Source organism: [Micrococcus luteus] ATCC 49442, from assembly GCF_010367585.1.
Lineage (GTDB): Bacteria > Actinomycetota > Actinomycetes > Actinomycetales > Micrococcaceae > Arthrobacter > Arthrobacter luteus_A.
This window is the reverse complement of sequence record NZ_JAAAXP010000001.1, coordinates 2,532,844-2,550,103: the sequence shown is the minus strand read 5'-3', so window position 1 is coordinate 2,550,103 and position 17,260 is coordinate 2,532,844. Positions and strand designations below refer to the sequence as shown.

The 17,260-nt window shown below is 66.3% G+C and carries 18 protein-coding genes; 3 read left to right on the top strand and 15 right to left on the bottom strand.

Annotated features, from left to right (window positions below):
- Positions 1 to 19 precede the first annotated feature (19 nt).
- On the top strand, positions 20 to 1,318 hold the full coding sequence (locus tag GUV69_RS11515) for a serpin family protein (protein ID WP_164202450.1): 1,299 nt from the start codon (positions 20 to 22) through the stop codon (positions 1,316 to 1,318).
- Positions 1,319 to 1,475: 157 nt separating this feature from the next.
- Here the strand turns inward: GUV69_RS11515 and GUV69_RS11510 are convergent, their stop codons facing one another.
- The 6 genes from GUV69_RS11510 to GUV69_RS11485 all read right to left on the bottom strand — a co-directional run bounded on the left by GUV69_RS11510 (position 1,476) and on the right by GUV69_RS11485 (position 6,098).
- The gene (locus tag GUV69_RS11510; RefSeq protein WP_164202448.1) at positions 1,476 to 2,336 is read right to left on the bottom strand and encodes a hydroxymethylpyrimidine/phosphomethylpyrimidine kinase; all 861 of its coding nucleotides are present in this window, start codon (positions 2,334 to 2,336) and stop codon (positions 1,476 to 1,478) included.
- Between the two features lie 41 nt (positions 2,337 to 2,377).
- Positions 2,378 to 3,007 carry a bifunctional 4-hydroxy-2-oxoglutarate aldolase/2-dehydro-3-deoxy-phosphogluconate aldolase gene (gene eda / locus GUV69_RS11505; RefSeq protein WP_164202446.1) on the bottom strand — a complete coding sequence of 210 codons (630 nt, stop codon included), beginning with the start codon at positions 3,005 to 3,007 and terminating at the stop codon, positions 2,378 to 2,380.
- Between the two features lie 16 nt (positions 3,008 to 3,023).
- Entirely contained in the window at positions 3,024 to 3,956 is a 933-nt protein-coding gene (locus tag GUV69_RS11500; RefSeq protein WP_164206474.1) for a PfkB family carbohydrate kinase, read from the bottom strand.
- A 191-nt stretch (positions 3,957 to 4,147) separates the two neighbouring features.
- On the bottom strand, positions 4,148 to 4,516 hold the full coding sequence (locus GUV69_RS11495; RefSeq protein ID WP_164202444.1) for a hypothetical protein: 369 nt from the start codon (positions 4,514 to 4,516) through the stop codon (positions 4,148 to 4,150).
- Positions 4,513 to 5,424: a TIGR01777 family oxidoreductase gene (locus tag GUV69_RS11490; RefSeq protein WP_164202442.1), complete on the bottom strand. Its 912-nt coding sequence runs from the start codon at positions 5,422 to 5,424 to the stop codon at positions 4,513 to 4,515. Before GUV69_RS11490 ends, GUV69_RS11495 begins: the two co-directional genes overlap by 4 nt.
- 17 nt (positions 5,425 to 5,441) lie before the next feature.
- Positions 5,442 to 6,098, bottom strand: coding sequence for a TetR/AcrR family transcriptional regulator (locus GUV69_RS11485; RefSeq protein ID WP_164202439.1), 657 nt, complete (start codon positions 6,096 to 6,098; stop codon positions 5,442 to 5,444).
- 178 nt (positions 6,099 to 6,276) lie between these two features.
- Between GUV69_RS11485 and GUV69_RS11480 the strand changes: the two genes are divergently transcribed.
- Positions 6,277 to 6,990: a queuosine precursor transporter gene (locus GUV69_RS11480; RefSeq protein WP_164202437.1), complete on the top strand. Its 714-nt coding sequence runs from the start codon at positions 6,277 to 6,279 to the stop codon at positions 6,988 to 6,990.
- Positions 6,991 to 7,055: 65 nt separating this feature from the next.
- Here GUV69_RS11480 and GUV69_RS11475 read toward each other — a convergent pair whose 3' ends face one another.
- The 6 genes from GUV69_RS11475 to GUV69_RS11450 all read right to left on the bottom strand — a co-directional run bounded on the left by GUV69_RS11475 (position 7,056) and on the right by GUV69_RS11450 (position 12,557).
- Positions 7,056 to 7,805, bottom strand: a complete 750-nt coding sequence (locus tag GUV69_RS11475) for a dienelactone hydrolase family protein (protein ID WP_164202435.1) — start codon at positions 7,803 to 7,805, stop codon at positions 7,056 to 7,058.
- Between the two features lie 99 nt (positions 7,806 to 7,904).
- Positions 7,905 to 9,200, bottom strand: coding sequence for a tRNA guanosine(34) transglycosylase Tgt (gene tgt / locus GUV69_RS11470; protein WP_164202433.1), 1,296 nt, complete (start codon positions 9,198 to 9,200; stop codon positions 7,905 to 7,907).
- A gap of 33 nt (positions 9,201 to 9,233) precedes the next feature.
- Positions 9,234 to 9,959, bottom strand: coding sequence for an SRPBCC family protein (locus GUV69_RS11465; RefSeq protein ID WP_164202431.1), 726 nt, complete (start codon positions 9,957 to 9,959; stop codon positions 9,234 to 9,236).
- 49 nt (positions 9,960 to 10,008) lie between these two features.
- The gene (locus GUV69_RS11460) at positions 10,009 to 11,085 is read right to left on the bottom strand and encodes a DUF6707 family protein (RefSeq protein WP_164202429.1); all 1,077 of its coding nucleotides are present in this window, start codon (positions 11,083 to 11,085) and stop codon (positions 10,009 to 10,011) included.
- A gap of 86 nt (positions 11,086 to 11,171) precedes the next feature.
- Positions 11,172 to 11,711 carry an NUDIX hydrolase family protein gene (locus GUV69_RS11455; RefSeq protein ID WP_164202427.1) on the bottom strand — a complete coding sequence of 180 codons (540 nt, stop codon included), beginning with the start codon at positions 11,709 to 11,711 and terminating at the stop codon, positions 11,172 to 11,174.
- Positions 11,712 to 11,807: 96 nt separating this feature from the next.
- The gene (locus GUV69_RS11450; RefSeq protein ID WP_164202425.1) at positions 11,808 to 12,557 is read right to left on the bottom strand and encodes a VOC family protein; all 750 of its coding nucleotides are present in this window, start codon (positions 12,555 to 12,557) and stop codon (positions 11,808 to 11,810) included.
- A gap of 77 nt (positions 12,558 to 12,634) precedes the next feature.
- Here GUV69_RS11450 and GUV69_RS11445 point away from each other — a divergent pair, with 77 nt between their 5' ends.
- Complete coding sequence (locus GUV69_RS11445) at positions 12,635 to 13,240, top strand: YdeI/OmpD-associated family protein (protein WP_164202423.1); 606 nt, start codon at positions 12,635 to 12,637, stop codon at positions 13,238 to 13,240.
- 58 nt (positions 13,241 to 13,298) lie between these two features.
- On the opposite strand, the gene GUV69_RS11440 is transcribed toward GUV69_RS11445, so the two are convergent.
- Genes GUV69_RS11440 through GUV69_RS11430 form a run of 3 tightly spaced genes read right to left on the bottom strand, consistent with a single transcriptional unit; the run spans position 13,299 to position 17,110 of the window.
- Entirely contained in the window at positions 13,299 to 14,417 is a 1,119-nt protein-coding gene (locus tag GUV69_RS11440) for an ABC transporter ATP-binding protein (protein ID WP_191081803.1), read from the bottom strand.
- A 50-nt stretch (positions 14,418 to 14,467) separates the two neighbouring features.
- Positions 14,468 to 16,006: an ABC transporter permease gene (locus GUV69_RS11435; protein ID WP_164206471.1), complete on the bottom strand. Its 1,539-nt coding sequence runs from the start codon at positions 16,004 to 16,006 to the stop codon at positions 14,468 to 14,470.
- Positions 16,007 to 16,051: 45 nt separating this feature from the next.
- On the bottom strand, positions 16,052 to 17,110 hold the full coding sequence (locus GUV69_RS11430) for an iron ABC transporter substrate-binding protein (protein WP_164202421.1): 1,059 nt from the start codon (positions 17,108 to 17,110) through the stop codon (positions 16,052 to 16,054).
- Between the last annotated feature and the right edge of the window lie 150 nt (positions 17,111 to 17,260).

The window sequence follows — 17,260 nt, the reverse complement described above, 5'->3', positions numbered from 1 at the left end:
GCCGCAGGAGGCAGCTGACATGTTTCGTTTACAGCGGATGGTGGCGCTCGGTGCGGTGTTGGCTGTGGCTGGGTGCGCGGCGCCTGCCCCTGCCCCGGCACCGCCGGAACTCCTCACGGCCGACGGCGTCGAACGGGTTTCGGTGGACCGCACGGCGTATGCCGCCGAGCTGCGTTCCTTCCGGGCTTCCGCCCTCATCCTCGGTGAGGCCCTGCTGACCGACGGCGGCGACGGTTCCGGCGGGAACGTGGTGTCCTCGCCCGGGAGCCTCCTGATTGCCCTCGCCATGCTTCGGGCGGGTGCATCCGGCGAAACGGCGGTCGAGATGGACAGTGTCCTGAACCTCCCCGCAGAAAAACGCGATGAGGCCATGAATTCGGTTCTCCGCTCGCTCGAAACCTTCGACGGCGACCCCGGCGCTGTGGACGAAGAGAACCCGCCGCGCAAACCGGTCATGCATGCCGCCAACGGGCTGTTTGTGGACAAGGATGTGCCCACCGGGAAGCCGTTCCTGGACACTCTGGCCCGGCACTATGGAACGGGCGTGTATCCCGTGGATTTCAGCGATGAGGGAGCTACGAAGCCCGCGATTGACGCCTGGGTGAACCGCAACACCGGCGGCCGGATCAAGGAAGCGCCCGCAAAATACGATCCGGACAACACCTTCAGCCTGCTCAATTCCCTGTATTTTGCCGCGGCCTGGAGCGCACCGTTCGACCCTAACGACACCTCAGACCTGCCCTTCACCACAGCCGCGGGCGAGGAAATCGAGGCACCGGCGATGCATAACGAACTCATGATGAAGTATGCGGAAGGGGCCGGTTGGAAGGGTGTAGACCTTCCCTATGCCGACGGCTTTGTCATGCGTTTGGTTCTGCCCGATGACGCGGCCGGCTCCGCGACCAGCCCGGCCTCTGCGGCATTCGGTGCGGACAAGCTGACGGAAATCGCTGACATCTTTGATGCCGCCCGGCCCGTGTCTGTTCGGATCCAGCTACCCCGCTGGGACCACAAGAGCAGCTTTGACCTGCGCAAAGTCTTCGAGTCACTGGGCCTGAAGAAGATGCTCGCCACCACGGAGGACTTCAACAACATCCAGCCGCAGATGATGATCACCCAGGCTGCCCAGGCCGCCAACATCACGGTGGCCGAAAAGGGCACCATCGCCGCCGCCGTAACCCAGATCAACGGAGAGGCCACCAGCGCCCCGCCGGAGCCCGAACGGACCATCGATTTCGACCGGCCGTTCCACTACCAGATCGTGCACGCTGAAACCGGACTGCCGCTGTTCATGGGAACGGTCGCCGACCCGCGTTAGCGTCGCGGCCGCCGTCGTCCGTTCCTTCAGACGCTCTCTCACTTAATGCAGGAAAATCGGCAACGCTCTCTCACTTTCTTGAAGAAAGTGAGAGAGCGTTGCCGGAAAACCCGCATTAAGTGAGAGAGCGTCCCGGGGGTTGGAGAAGGGGAGGGGATTAGCGCGGGCCGCCCTGCCACAGCGCGTCGAACGGGGCGCCCGAGGCCACCCGGTTCCGGATGCCCGCCGTGACGAAGGACTTTGCCGTCCGGGCAGCCTCCAGCGGGGCGGCGCCCTTGGCGAGTTCCGCCGTCACCGCCGCGGCCAGCGAACACCCGGCACCGGAAACTGCCACCTCGCCCACCTTGGGAGAACTGAGGACTTCGAGGGTGTCGCCGTCGTAGTAAACGTCGACGGCGTCCGGGCCTGCCAGCCGCACGCCGCCCTTGGCAAGCACCGCCGCGCCGCTGAGCTCATGGATGCGGATGGCCGCGGCCTTGAGGGACTCGACGTCGGTGATCGCCAGGCCGGACAGCGATTCGGCTTCGAAGTGGTTCGGCGTGACGAACGTAGCCAGGGGCAGGATCTGAGCCTTCAGGGCCTGGTCGGTGTCCAGCGCATGGCCTGGCTCCTGGCCCTTGCAGATCAGTACGGGATCCAGCACCACGTTGCGGTAATTGCCCGCTTCCAGTGCTGCTGCCACCGTGCCGATAGTCGCCGGGCTCCCCAGCATGCCGATCTTTACGGTGTCCAGCACGGGCCTGCCGGGGTGCGTAACCGCGTCCGACGCCCGACCGTACGCCGCCGTCGTGGCTTCCAGCTGGTGGGCGATCACCTGCTGGTCCACCGGCGTGAACCGGTGGTTCCAGCTGTCATTCGGGTCGAAGGACACGATGCACGTGAGGTTGGCGATGCCGAACACACCCAGTTCCTGGAAGGTCCTCAAATCAGCCTGGGCGCCGGCGCCGCCGGTGGACTCGGAGCCCGCAATCGTCAGGACAACGGCGGGGGACTGGGCAGCGGTTGTAGCAAAAGTCATGGATCTATCCTGCCATTCCGCGGCCGGTCTCCGCGCTCGGACTAGTCCCGGCTGAGTCCAGCCGCTTCGCGCGCGAGCCTGGTGATCTGGTCCCAATCATTGCTTTCCACAACTGCGCGCGGGGTGAGCCAGCTGCCACCCACGCAGGAGACATTCGGGCGCGAAAGGTAGCCCGGTGCGGAGTCCAGGCTGATCCCGCCGGTCGGGCAGAACTGCACCTGCGGGATGGGTGCTCCGATGGCGGCGAGGTAATCGGGCCCGCCGGCGGGCCCTGCCGGGAAGAACTTCATGGCCGTGATGCCCCGTTCGAGGAGCGCCATGACCTCGCCCACGGTGGCAACCCCGGGGAGGAAGGGAACGTCGAGGGTCAGCATGTGGTCCAGCAATGCCGGCGTGGCGCCGGGGCTCACCAGGAACTGCGCGCCGGCTCCCACCGCGGCGTCTGCCTGGGCGGGTGTGAGGATGGTGCCGGCGCCCACCAGGATGTCCGGGACTTCGTCCGCGATGCGTTTGAGGGATTCGAGGGCAGTGTCCGTCCGGAGCGTGAGCTCGATGATCCGGACGCCGCCGTCGGCTAGCGCCCTGGCCACGGGAACGGCATGCTGTGGGTCGGCGATGGTGACGACGGGGATGACAGGGGAAACCTGCAGGACACTGGTGGCGTCAGTCATGGGGTGTTCTCTTTTCTCAGGCCGTCCAGCCTGTCGGTGTCGATGATGCGGTACCAGCCGTTGCTGCATGGGCCCGGGTCTGCTCCAAGGTGGGGATGAAGCCGGTGCCGCCCTTGCCGCCAACCACCAGCGAAGCCGCAGCTGCACCCAAGCGGGCGGCCACGGGAAGGCTGTCGCCGAGGACCAGCCGGGCAGTCAGGGTGCCCACGAACGCATCGCCGGCCCCCGTCTGGTCCACCACGGACGGGGCCGGGATGGAGTCCATCCACACGCTGTCCTGGCCCTCGAGTTGGATACCATCTGCGCCGCAGGTCACGGCGACGTTGGCAGCGCCGAGGCTCCGGAGCTTCGCCGCCGCCTCGGCCGCCGTGGAGCAGCCCAGGAGCGCGGACGTTTCGCCCGGGAACGACGGCGTCACCAGGAAGGTGCGCGGCGCGAGTTGCAGGAGTGCCGCCGTCGCGTCCTCCACGGACGTGAGCCGCGGGCGGAAGTTCGGATCGAAAACGAAGCGTTTGGTAAGCCCGGCGGCCTTCACCACCGCGGCGCGGGACGATGCCGAAATGGCGCAGGCGATGCCGCCCGCCACCACGGCCCCGGCGGCCGAAAACACGGCAGGGTCAACATCGTCAGGGGCAAGGCTGGACCCAACGCTGCCGCTCCGGGCATAGGAGAATTCGCGCTGACCCGCGGGGTCGCAGTGAACCAGGTAGACGCCCTGCTGTCCGGCACGGAATGTCAGGAGCTCGGGGGAGATGCCTAGTTCAACAATCCGGGCGGCGATGGCCTTGCCCAGGTCGTCGTCGGTCAGCACCGATAGCAGGCCAACGCGGGCACCGGCTGCTGCCGCGGCCGCTGCGACGTTGAGGGCGTCACCGGAAATGCCGAGCTGAGCCGGGACACCGTGGGCGAACACGACGTCGGTGGCTACCTCAACGAGGATCTCGCCCATCACGACGACATCGAAGGGCGCGGCGGTCAGTCGGGTTGAATTGTTCACCAGTCATGTGCCGATCCGTCGAGCCGCCGGTTGATCGGCAGGTATTGGGGTCAAGGGGGAAGCGGGCGGCGGCTTCCCCGTTGAACTTTACGCCTATTCGGGGTGCCGGCGCCGTGCCTGGTTTCCACCTCGGAAGGGTGTGCCTACGGGGCCACGTCGTCACGCGTTGTGACGAGGCGAACCACCGCCAATCGTCCGATTGCGGCGCAGACTCCAGTCCAGGGGATCAGTCCCCACATGGTGAGCCACCCGCCACCTGCCATGAAAAGAAGCGTGAGCAGGCCCGTGGCTAGCCCCACCCCGGCGATGGCTGCAATGTGCAGCACCTGGTCGCGGACGGGCCGCATCACGACTCCGGTGGCGAGTGCCAGCGGCATGCCAAGGAGGAGCGCCGCGGCAATTCCGAAAACGTAGCCCGTCGCACCGAGGGGCACGCCAAAAAGCACCACGGTGATGCCGGCACCCAGAAGGAACGCGCCGGGGCCGAACGTCACGTGGTGGGCCCGGCTCACCGCTTGGCGATGCTAAGAAGCGCGCGCCCCAGCTCCGGCTGACGGAAGATGAACCCGGCATCGATCAGCTTCTGCGGCTGCACCCACCGGCTCTTCAGCACCAGCTCGGTGTCGGTACGGATCAGGACGGCGCCCAGACTGAGCAGCCAGGCCGGGGTGGGAACGCCACGCCTGGCGCCGTACGCCCGCCTGACGAAGCGCATCAGTTCGCGGTTGTCCACAACGTCCGGCGAGGCCACATTCACCGGACCGGAGATGTCGGTCCGTTTGTGCAGGAAACGGACGGTGCGGTACAGGTCCTCCACATGGATCCAGCTGAACTTCTGGCTTCCGTGCCCCATCTGCCCACCCAGGCCGAGCCGCGCCAGGGTGGCGAAGGGCCGCAGGGCGCCGCCGCCTGGCCCCAGCACGATGGCGATCCGCAGCGGGATTTTCCGGGTGCCGGGGGTGTCCGCCGCGTCCAACGCTGCTTCCCAGGCGCGCGCGACGTCCACGGAAAATCCGCTGCCGAGGTCGCCGTCGGACTCCGTTTGGGGACGGTCGTCCGCATCCCGGTAGATGGTGCCCGTGCTGGCGTTGAGCCAGGTCGACGGCGGTGCCTGGCACCCTGCCAGGGCGCGGCCGAGGGCGGTGGTGGTGGCGACGCGGGAATCGAGGATGGCGGCTCTGTTCCGCGCGTTATAGCGGCAGTTGACCGACCGTCCGGCGAGGTTGACCAGCAGGTCGGCACCGTCCAGCACCCGGGTGATGGCGTCGTCGTCGTCCCAGCGTGCGGAGTCAGCCGAACCCTTGGCTGTCCGGCGGCCGATGGTGCGCACTGACCACCCCGCCTGCTCGAAGCGCGCCCGGAGATAAGTGCCGATGAAGCCCGAGGCTCCGGCGAGCACTACGGTTTTTGCCTTGTTCATTTCTTTTCCCATGATGTTCAGGTGCGGATGCTGCGGCTCAGGCTAAGGACGTCGTCCAGGACCTTATTGACCCCCGGAATCCTGGCCAGCGAGAGCCCCCGGGCGATCAGCGGGACGGCCCCGTCCACGAGTTTCCGGGTGCGGCGCTGGCCTTCCGAGGTGTCGTACACCCAGAACAGTGCGATCCCCATGTAGCCCAGCCACAGGAGCTCGGGCAGATCGGCGCGCAACTTCTTGGGTGGGGGAGGGCTGGCGCCGTCAACCGCGGTCCGGAAGATGCCCAGCGAGGCTTCGCGGGCCGCCGTCGACTCTCCTGCGAAGGGGTTGACTGGCGACGTCGGCCGGATGGCCGTGGCCACGAAGTCGGCGCCGAACCGGTGGTAGGGCGCCATGACGTCGAGGCCCGTGTGGAGAGTGGCTTTCAGGCGGCTGGCCAGGTCCTTCAGGCCGTCGAGCGCTTCGTCCGCCTTTGCGGCATGCTCGGCCTGGACCTGGACGTAGAGTTCCTGGACCAGGTCATCCTTGGACGCAAAGTAGTAATAGGCGTTGCCCACTGAAACCCCGGCCTCGGCAGCGATGGCCCGCATGGTGGTCTTCTCGAAGCCGATCTCACGGAACATTCGCAGGGCCACATCCGCCAGGTGCTGGCGGGTCTGTTCACTTTTGACTGCCATGGGTTCCCTTTTTTGAACGTGTTCAGAAATGAGTATGACATGGAACTGAACGTGTTCAAAACTTTCGCGCCCCGGAGTGGTGGGAGAATGGCGTGACAGTGCTAATACAGCCGGCGCACCGCCCAGCCCCCGTTGAGGCGGCAGGCGCCGAGCGAACCACTATGAACGGACACCCCCCATGCCTTCCCCCTCAGGCCGTGACGCCTTGCCCGTCACAAACCCCGCAGGCACAGCAAAATTCGCCTCCATCGGCTCGCCCTACTTCGGCATCATGCTCGCCGGGATGGCCGTGGTGCTGATTCTGTCCAATATCGGCGCGTCCAAAGGCGTGGCGATCGGCCCGATCATCACGGACGGCGGCTTCTTCCTCTTCCCGCTGGCCTACATCCTGGGCGATGTAATCAGCGAGGTATACGGCTTCAAGGTGGCACGCAAGGCGATTTTCACCACCTTCGCCCTGTCCGTGTTCGCCTCGATCTGCTACTGGGTGATCATCGCGCTGCCCGGCTTTGACGACGAATTTGGCACCTCCAAGCAGGCAGCCCTCGAAGGTGCGCTGGGCCCGGTCCCGCAGATTGTGCTGGCCTCGCTGCTGGCGTTCCTGGCCGGCCAGACCATCAACTCCTGGATCCTGGTGAAGATGAAGGCCCGCTCCGGGGAGAAGTCTCTCTGGGCGCGCCTCATGGGCTCCTCCGGCGCCGGCGAATTCGTGGACACCCTGATCTTCTGCAGTATCGCGGCCTCCGTCATCGGCATCACCGATTTCGGCACGTTCGTGAACTACGTCGTGGTGGGTTTCGTCTACAAAACCCTGGTGGAGTTCCTGTTCGTCCCGGTGACGTCCCTGGTGATCGGCTGGATCAAGAAGCGCGAACCGAGCTACGGGGCGTAAGCCGCCGCGATGGCACCGGTGACGAACGCCGCGTAGCCGCCGCCCGGCGTCGGACTCTTGGCCGGTCAGGCCTTCAGTGTCCCGTCGAGGAGGGTGCGGAGCTCGGCGAAGTGCCGCTCCGAGGCCTCGGCATGGAACATGGACGTGTCCGCCATCGTGTAGCCGTGCGGCGCCCCGGGGTAGACCTCGTTGGACGCCTCAAGCCCGGCAGCAGCCAGCGCCTCGCCCAGGCGCGCGACGGCGTCGGAATCCATGCTCTTGTCATGGTCCGCGTGGCCGAAGACGAACCGCGCCCTGGCCTTGCCGAGCTCCAGGTGGGGGCTGTCCGGGGCATCGCTGGCGAGCCCGCCGCCGTGGAATCCGCCGCACGCTGCCACCACATCGGGGCGGGCGGTAGCGGTCCGCACCGCGAGGCGGGCTCCCATGCAGTAGCCGAACGTGCCGATGGGACCCGGTGCGACGCCGTCGAGCGTTCCCAGTGCCGCAACCCACGCATCAATGTCCGGCAGCGCCTTGTCCGTGGTCAGGCGCCCCACGCGCGCGAACGCCGCCTTGCCGGCGGCAGCCCGGCCGTCAGGGGTGGTCATGTCCACGTTTGGTGCGAGCTGCGCGGCCGTCCCTTCCCGGTAGAAGACGTTCGGTGCCAGGACCACATAGCCCCAGTCGGCGATGCGCTGCGCCATCTCCTCGATGCGCGGGCGCAGGCCAAAAGCATCCATGTAGAGGATGACGCCCGGGAACGGCCCGGCGCCTGTGGACGGACGGGTGACCAGGGCCTCGGCAACGCCGTCAGCGGCAGGGATCTCGATGAGCATTCGGTCAGGATATCGGAGCGCGACGTCGGGACGTGCCTTTGGGCGCGGCGCCACCCGGGATCCGGGGTCCCGGGTCCAGGGTCCCGGGAGGGAACGGGCTCAGGAGTAGTACTGCGCCAGCGTCTCGGCCTTGAACTCGAAAAAGTTCCCTGATTCGATGGCCAGCCGCGCGTCGTCCACCATCTTCACCACAAAGCGCTCGTTGTGGATGGAGATCAGCGTGGCGGAGAGCATCTCCTTGGCCTTGAACAGGTGGTGGATGTAGGCGCGGGAGTAGTTGGCGCAGGCGTAGCAGTCGCAGCCGTCCTGGAGCGGGCCGAAATCGCGTTTGTACTTGGCGCCGGAGAGGTTGTAGCGGCCGGTGGGGGTGTAGAACGCCGAGTTGCGGGCCACCCGGGTGGGGGAGACACAGTCGAAGGTGTCGGCGCCGTTCTCGATGGCGGTGAAGATGTCGTCCGGCTCGGAGATGCCCAGCAGGTGCCGCGGCTTGTCCTCCGGCAGTTCCTCGTTGCACCAGCGCACAATCGTGCCGAGGTTTTCCTTCTCCAGCGCACCGCCGATGCCGTACCCGTCGAAGTTCATGGCACCGAGGTCCTGGCAGGCCTTCCGGCGGAGGTCCTCGTACTGGGCGCCCTGGATCACGCCGAACAGGGCCTGATACGGCTTTCCCTCCCGGGAAGCGGTCAGCCGGAAGTGCTCGTCCAGGCAGCGCAGGGCCCAGAGCCGGGTGCGCTCCAGTGATTCCTCCTGGTAGCCGCGGGAGTTCTGCAAGGTGGTCAGCTCGTCGAAGGCAAACATGATGTCCGCGCCGATCTGGTGCTGGACCTGCATCGAGATCTCCGGCGAGAAGCGGTGTCGGTCGCCGTTCAGATGCGATTTGAACCAGACACCGTCGTCGTCGATGTGGGCGAGCCGTTCCTTGCCCGGGGCCACAGCGTCGTCAGGCCCCGAGCTGTCCACGGACTTCATGTCGATGACCTTCTTGAACCCCGAGCCCAGGCTCATCACCTGGAACCCGCCGGAATCCGTAAACGTGGGCCCGGACCAGTTCATAAACGCTCCCAGGCCCCCTGCCTCATCCAGGATGTCTGCGCCGGGCTGGAGGTACAGGTGGTAGGCGTTGGCCAGCAGCGCCTGCGCCCCGAGCTCCGCCATCGACTCCGGCAGCACCGACTTCACGGTGGCCTTGGTCCCGACGGCGATGAACGCCGGCGTCTGGATCTCGCCGTGAGGGGTGGTTATGGTGCCCGTGCGGCCCAGGAATCCGCCGCCGTTGGCTGCCTCCTGCGCGGCCGACGGCGCGCAGCTTTCGGCCAGCCGGGTGCCAACTGTGAAGGAGAACCGGGACTGGGTGGCAGGGTCGGCGGACAGGGCGGAGGCGGGGTTGGCTGGCACGGTTCCAGTGTGCCAGCAAACCCCGCCGATCCCTCAGTTGGCGGCCTTCTCTGTGGGGTAGTTCTCAGCCCGCCACCTGTCCCAGGACGACTGGATGGACTCCAGCTTGTGGGCACCCAGGTCGTAGGTTGAGGCAATCACCATCGCGCCGCCGTCGGGCCTTACATCCTCGATGACGGGCTGATCCGCGACGATCAGCAGGCCGTCGCCGTGCTCGGCGTATCCGTGGACGGTGAGCCCTACCTGGTGGTTGCTGCGGTACCAGACCTTGCCGGAGACGTCCTCCCCGGTGGGCAGCGTCAGCTCATACGGCTCGCCCGGCTTGGGAACATCAGACAGTCCCAGCTTCTCGATCGCCGAACCGTGGCCGCCCGGGAACTCGAAGAACAGGGTGTGCCGCTTGCCGTGCGGATGATGTTCCAGGGCGAACCGGAGCTGCTGGAGGAACGTCAGCCAGCCCTGGGTGATGTCCTCATCCCACGCTGCCCACTCGGAGTTGTGGTCCAGGGCAGCCCGGGTGATGCTGACCTGGGTCCCGCCGGGCACAGGCTTCAGATCAAAGACGTCGCCGCCGTTGACGGTCAGACTCGTGTGGTCCGGTGCTTCGACGACGTTGCTGCCAAAGTAGATCTCGTTGATTTCGGCCGGCAGTTCGTCAGTGTCCCAGCCGTGCCACTGGGCCACCTTGGCCGGTTCGCGCAGCATGATCCAGACCTGCGGCGCATCAGCATTAATCACTACGCTCAGATTGTTCGTCATAGCCCCGAATCTACAACTCGGGCGCAGCCCCGGGTAGGGGGCATTTTCTTCAGGCCCGGACGGCCTCGAGCTCGTTGCTGATCCGGCGCTGCAGTTCACCGAGCCCGATGGTCTCCGACCCGCCGTGGGCCCGCAGGAAGAGCAGGGATTCCAGACGCAGCAGCCGCCACTCCCGCTCGGCCTCGTGGTTGGAATTGTCGATGGAGCGGAAGATCTCTTTGTCGTACAGGTTGGGTTCGTTCAGAGAACGCTGGCGGACCTTGGCGTTCATGCGTGCCTTGAACGGATCCGTTTCCTGGCTCTCCGGCGTCCGCAGCAGCTTCTCATACACCTCGGCGCGGTCGTCCTGCCGGTCCTGGCGGCAGATGTAGCTGGACAGCGCCAGTGACGCTTCGACGGAGGCCCACCTGCCCGGATTGCCGTCGAAGGGCAGGACGTTGAGCAGGTCCGCCACAGCCAGGGCGCCGTCGGGATCCTTCAGCGTGATGAACAGCTCGTGGGCGAGGTCGCTCAGGTCCTTCAGGCAGCTGCCCGACTTGAAGTTGATGCCCTTTGCCAGCTTGTCCGCCAGCAGCAGCACTCCCACAGCGTCCGGATGTTCCTCGGCGGCGGCCGCCACCACGGACTCCGGGGTGCCCTGCGGCTCGGGGATGCGCGCGAGTTCCTCCGCGGAGGGGCCGCTCACCGCGGGCGGGATGGCAGGCAGGGGAGGCACGACGACGGCGGGAGCCGCCGCGGCTGCCTCCGCCGCTGCGGGGGGCTGCTTTTCCAACGGTTCCGCGCCGCGCTGTTCGTCCCGGGACGGGTGCGCTGCCGACGGAAGCCGGGTAACGGCGTCGGACGCCGGGTTCTCGTTTGCTGCGTCTTCGCGCATGAGGTCCTGGAGGCTGACATCGTGGACAACGCTGTGAGCGACCCTCACCGTGGAGCCCGCCGCGATGCGGATGGTGCCGCCGCCGGTGAGGCTTGCCAGAACCACGGCAGGGGTCCCGAAATCATCCGGCTCAAGCTCCACTCGCTGGATTTCGGCGGTGCGTTCACCGTCGGGAAGGAGGAGATGATCGCCGGACGTCAGAGATCCAGCCTGCTGTTCGCTGTAGTGCCGGGCGGCTGGGGTTTCGGTCATGGGGGTCCTTAAATTCTCTTGCGGTCCGCCCTACAGTCTACAAAGGAGGGCTCTCCAAATCCGGGACGCCGGGGATCCCGCGGGCGTCAGAAGCCCACTCCAGCGAAGGCCAGCGCCTGGCGGACCAAGGCTCCGCGACCGCCGCTGAATTCGAGTTGCACGCCCGGGCTCAGCACTTCTTCCGGGGTCATCCAGGTCAGTTCCAGGGCGTCCTGGCGCGGCTCGCACTCGCCCGTCACGGGGATGACGTAGGCCAGGGACACGGCGTGTTGGCGGTCATCGGTGAAGCCGGTGTGGGACGGAGCGGGGAAGTATTCGGCCACCGTGAACGGCACGGGGCTGATGGGCAGCTGCGGGAAGGCCAGCGGTCCCAGGTCCTTCTCCATGTGGCGCAGGAGTGCGCCGCGGATGGTCTCGCGGTAGATGACCCGGCCTGACACCAGCGAGCGGATCATGTTGCCGTCTTCATCGGCCTGCAGCAGCGTGCCAACCTCGTTCACGAACCCCAGCGGATCCAGCCTGACCGGAACAGCCTCTACGTAGATCATGGGCAGCCTCCCGCGGGCCTCAAAGAGGTCTTCCTCGGAGAGCCAGCCGGGATTGGGGTCAGGAGTGCGAACGTTCATGGTTAAGTTCTACCCCATCGGACGCGTCCGGGCCGGTGAGAGGTGAGCTCTCAGCGTAAAGGACGGCTTTTAGCGCCGGGAAGTCGCCTCTGGATCTCAGTTTTCCCGGTGCCGCTGCGAAATCCACAGTGTGGGCGGGATGCTGGGTGCCGGGTTCGCCGTGCTTGCGCCCTCGGCGTCGGGGTTGGCCACGTGGAGGGTCCGGCCGAAGGCCTCTTCCGTTTCGCTGACCTCCAGTCCGGCCGCGGCGAGCCGGTCGCGCAGGGTGCCCACATCGCCGTCGTACTCAAATCCCAGGCCCGACCGCGAGGGACCGGACGCCGGCCGGACCATCAGCACGCCCCCGTTCTTGGCGGTAAAGTCCGCGGTTTCGTCGGCGTCGGGGACAGGACGGAACCTGGCGCCGATGTCCTGCAGCGTCATGGCGGCCGGACCGGGATCGGCCGTGAACCAGACGCCGACGACCGTCACCGCAGCATCAGCACCGCTGCCGTTCACCTCGCGGGCACCGGGGTCCGCGAGGAAGGTGAAGCCGTCCAGGCCCGTGATGCGGCAGGATTCGCCGTGGTCCGCGGTGATGAGCTCGGCAGTGGTGCTGCCGGATTCGTCCCCGGCCAGGCTGGTGCGGCGGGCAAACTCGGCGAGGTCGCCCACTTCGACGCCGAACGACGTCGTCCCGTCGTCCGGTGAGCCGGCCTCGGTGACGTGGAGGGCCAGCCTGCCCGAACCGGCTTCGAACTCCCGCCACGGACCGTGGTCTACGGTCTTGGCGAGGCCCAGGGCCGCCAGGAGCTCCTCCCATTTTTCCGGGCGGGACGTGAAGTGGACGGGCCTGACACGCAGCATGGCTTCTCCTCGAATCCGGGACAGTTACCGCCATCATGCCACCACTTTTACCGGCCGGCACCGTGCAGAATAGGGCCATGGCCATTGAACTTGAGGAACTGCTGGTTAAGGATGCGGCCGCATGGCGGGCCTGGCTGGAAGAGCACCACGCGGACAGCCCCGGCGTGTGGCTAGTCCTCCACAAGAAGGGCGGCAATGTCACGGAACTGGACTACGACGCCGCGCTTGATGAGGCGTTGTGTTTCGGGTGGATCGATGGACAGGTCAATAAGCGCGACGCGGAGACCTACAGCCAGCGCATGACCCGCCGCACCCCGAAGAGCCCCTGGTCAGCCCGGAATGTGGGGCACGTTGCCCGGCTGGAAGCCGCGGGCAGGATGACCGACGCCGGGCGGGCCGCCGTCGAAAGCGCCAAGGCGGACGGCCGCTGGGAGATCGCTTATGGCGGACAGGCAACCGCAGAGGTTCCGCCCGATCTGGCGGCGGCGATCGCAGCCGTCCCGGCGGCGCAGGCGATGTTCGATGTCCTCACATCCGTCAACCGATACGCCCTGATTTACAGGACGATTTCGGTGAAGCAGGCGGCCACGCGGGAACGGAAGATCGCAGGCTTTGTGGAGATGCTGGCCCGCGGCGAAACCCCGTTTCCGCAGAAGCGGAAACCCGCCGCCCCGCCCAACTAAGTAGCGCTAACTGTCGTTTTGAGGGCTCAAAACGACAGTTAGCGCTACTTAGTTGGGATCAGTCGTCCAGCGGAAACGCCACGCCTTCCCCCACCACCCGCAGGCAGAGCTCCATGCCGGGCCGGGCGATGGAGGCGTTCCAGTGCCGGATGGTGATGATCTCGCCGCCACCGGGATAGCGGTGGTCCTTGCCGCCTGCCAGTTCGGGCGGCACAGCCAGCTTCAGCCGCACGGTGGTTTCCGGGCCGAAGTAGTCGGTGTCCACCACGACGCCGCGGATGGGGCCGCCTTCGGCAATCCGGATCTGTTCGGGCCGCAGCATCAGCTGCACGCGGCCCTGTGCCGGCGGGCGGCGGACGGGGATTCCGCCGAGCGAGCAGTTGGCCAGTGAGCCCTCCATCCAGGCGTCCAGGATGACGGCGTCGCCCAGGAATTCGGCCGTGGCACGATCGGCAGGGCGCGTGTAGACCACAAACGGGTTGCCGATCTGCGCCAGCCTGCCGCCCCGCATCACGGCCACCTGGTCGGCGAAGGACAAAGCCTCGGCCTGGTCGTGGGTGACCAGGATGGTGGTCACCCCGGCGGCGGCCAGGACCTTGGCCACGGCCCGCCGGGTGGCCACCCGGAGTCCGGCGTCGAGGGCCGAGAACGGCTCGTCCAGCAGCATCAGTTCCGGTTCACGGGCCAGGGCGCGGGCCAGGGCAACACGCTGCTGCTGGCCGCCGGAGAGCTGGTGGGGCCGCCGTTTTGCCATGGATGAGTCCAGGGAGACCATCTCCAGCAGTTCGCTGATCCGGGCAGTGACAGCACCGCGTCCGCCGGGGAGCTTGCGTGCATCCAGGCCGAACGCGATGTTCTGGCCCACGGTCAGGTGCGGGAACAGGGCACCGTCCTGGGCCACGTATCCCACGTGGCGTTTATGCGCCGGCAGCCACACGCCGTCGCCGGCCACCTTGGTGCCATTGAGCGAAATGCTGCCCGTGGCCGGGTGTTCAAAGCCTGCGATCAGCCGCAGGAGCGTGGTCTTGCCCGAACCGGACGGGCCCACAATGGCGGTGGTGCCGCCCTTAGCCACCGACAGGTTGACACCCCTGAGCACGGCCTGGGACGCGAAGTTCTTGGTGACGTCGGTAATCTGCAGGTGGCTGTTGGTCGACGACTCCACTGATGCTGAGATCCGCGGTTCGGGGAGCCTGGAAGGGGCATCGCTCGGAGTGTAAAAATCGGTCACTGTCCGGCCACTTTCTTGGACTGCTGGAAGAGAAGGTATGTCATGGGTGCCGAGAGCAGGATCATCAGCAGTGCGTAGGGGGCGGCGCCGGCGTAGTCGATCTCGCTGCTCTTGGACCAGAATGCGGTGGCCAGGGTGGTTGTCCCGTTGGGGGACAGCAGCAGCGTGGCAGTCAGTTCGGTCACCACGGCGAGGAACACAAGTGCCGCACCGCCGGCGGCCGCCGGAGCCGTGAGGCGCAACGTGATCTTCAGGAAGGCATTGAGCGGAGACCTGCCCAGGGCACGCGCCGCTTCGTCCAGCTCTTTGGGAGCCTGCGCCAGCCCGGCACGGATGTTCACCAGCGCGCGCGGAATGAACAGCAGCACGTACGCCGCCACCAGCAGCCCGGTGGTTTGGTAGATGTCCGGGGCAACGTTGATGGCCACGGTGACGAAGGCCAGGCCCACCACAATGCCGGGCATGGAGCTTGTGATGTAGTTGGAGAGCTCCAGGGACTTGCTGAACCAGCCCGGATGCCGGACCGCCAGGTACGCCATGGGGAAGGCCACAACGGTCGCGGCCACAGCGCCCGCCAGGCCCAAGCCGAGCGTCTGCAGCAGCGCGGGGACAAACTCCGCAACATCCCAGATCTCTGCCCCGCCTGCCACGATCCACCGGATGACAAACCACAGCGGCAGGCCGAATGCCAGGCCGGTGAGCGCCAGCAGTCCCAGCTGGGCAGGAATCTGGTAGCGGTGCAGCGGCAGGCGCAGGGGTTTGGACTGGGCACCGGACCCGATCCGCGCGTAGCGGGCCGTGCCGCGGCTGCGGGCTTCCAGGACCAGCAGGATCAGGCAGAAAAACACCAGGACGCTGGCCAGCATGTTTCCGGCCGTGCCGTTGAACGTAGAAGCGTACTGCTGCATGATCGCCGTCGTAAACGTCTCAAAGCGGATCATCGCGAAGGCGCCGTACTCGGCCAGCAGGTGCAGGCCCACCAGCAGGCCGCCGCCGGTGACGGCGATGCGCAGCTGGGGCAGCACGACGCGGAAGAAGACCCGCCACGGACCCAGGCCCAAGGACGCCGCTGACTGCTCGATGGCCGGGTCCAGCCTGCTGAGCGTGGCCGCGGCCGGGATGTAGACCAGCGGAAAGTACGACAACGTGGCGATCAGCGCGCCAGACCAGACGCCTTCCAGGGAGGGGATGGCGGAAACCCAGCCGTAGCTGTTCACAAACGCGGGAATGGCTAGCGGCGCCGCCAGGAGAACGGCCCACCACTTGTGGCCCCGCAGCTTGGTGCGTTCCACCAGCCAGGCGCCGCCCACGCCGACCACCAGGGTCGCGGGCACCACGATGAGCATCAGCAGGAGGGTGTTGGCCAACAGTTCGCCCACCCGGGGGCGGAAGATCAGCTCAATGCTCGTGTCCCAGCCGGTGACCGCTGTCATGTAGATGACATAGCCCAACGGGATGAGGCCGAACAGAGCCAGCAGGGTGGCAAGGAGCGCAACCGCCAATGGCGGGCGAGGGCTGCTGCCCTTGCCCGCCATCGCTGAAGCCGCCTTGGCGGTTAGTTCTGGGGTTGAAACCAAGTGTTAGAGCAGACCAGCCTTGGTCATCAGCTCCGTGACCTTCTTGGAGTTCAGCTTGGAGGAGTCAACGGTCGGTGCCTGCAGTTCTGCCAGCGGAACCAGCTTCTCGTTCGAGGCGACACCGGAGCCCACGGTGTATTCGAAGTCCTTGCCCGTCTGGAGCTGCTCCTGGCCCTTCTTGCCCGTGATGAAGGCGAGGAACGCGTCTGCAGCGGCCTTGTTCTTGGAGGACTTCAGCACGCCACCGCCGGAGATGGAGACGAACGCGCCCGGATCCTGGTTCTTGAAGTAGTGGCTGGCGACGTTGTTGGAGTTCTCGCCGGTCTTGGCCTGATCACCGAAGTAGTAGTAGTGGTAGATCACGCCGCCTTCGATCTCACCGGCGTTCACGGCCTTCAAAACAGCGCCGTTGCCCTGGTAGCCCTTGAAGTTTTCCTTCATGGCTGTGAGCCACTGTTCGGTTTCGGCTTCGCCCTTGAGCTCCAGGTAGGCGGAAACGATCGCCTGGAAGTCGGCGCCGGACGGCGATGCGCCCCAGCGGCCCTTCCATTCGGAGCCGGCCAGGTCTGAGAGGGACTTGGGCAGCTTGTCTTCGGTGAGCTTTTCCTTGTTGTACACAAACACGGTGGAGCGGGCTGCGACACCGGTCCACTTGTTGGTGGAGGGCCGGTACTCGGCCGGGACCTGGTTCTTGACCTCGTCAGTGAGATCGGCGAACAGGCCTGCGTTTTCCACCTGGGTCATGGCGGGGGAGTTTTCGGTGATGAAAACATCTGCGGGGGACTTGTCGCCCTCCTGGATGATCTGGTTGGACATCTCGGTGTCCTTGCCCTGGCGCAGGGTCACCTTGACGCCGGTCTCCTTGGTGAACTCCTCCACCCAGGCCTTCGTCATGGATTCGTGCTGGGCGTTGTACACCGTGATTTCGCCGGAAACGGCCTCGGCGGAAGCGGAAGGGGAAGTGGTGGCTGCCGGGGTGGTGCTGCCGCCGCAGGCGGTCAGTCCGAGGGCTGCCGTGGCGGCGAGTGCGATGCCGGCCAGGGCGCTGGAGCGGATCTTCATTGAAGGCTACTTTCTGGGGAAAAGTGTTGTGGACCGTAGGGTCCGTGTGAGCGCGGGGAGTTGGGATTGCTCACTCGTGAAAACTGTAGGTTAGCCAAACCTAAGACACCAAGCGCCGCGGGGCTTAAGTGATCAGGATCACATGCATTA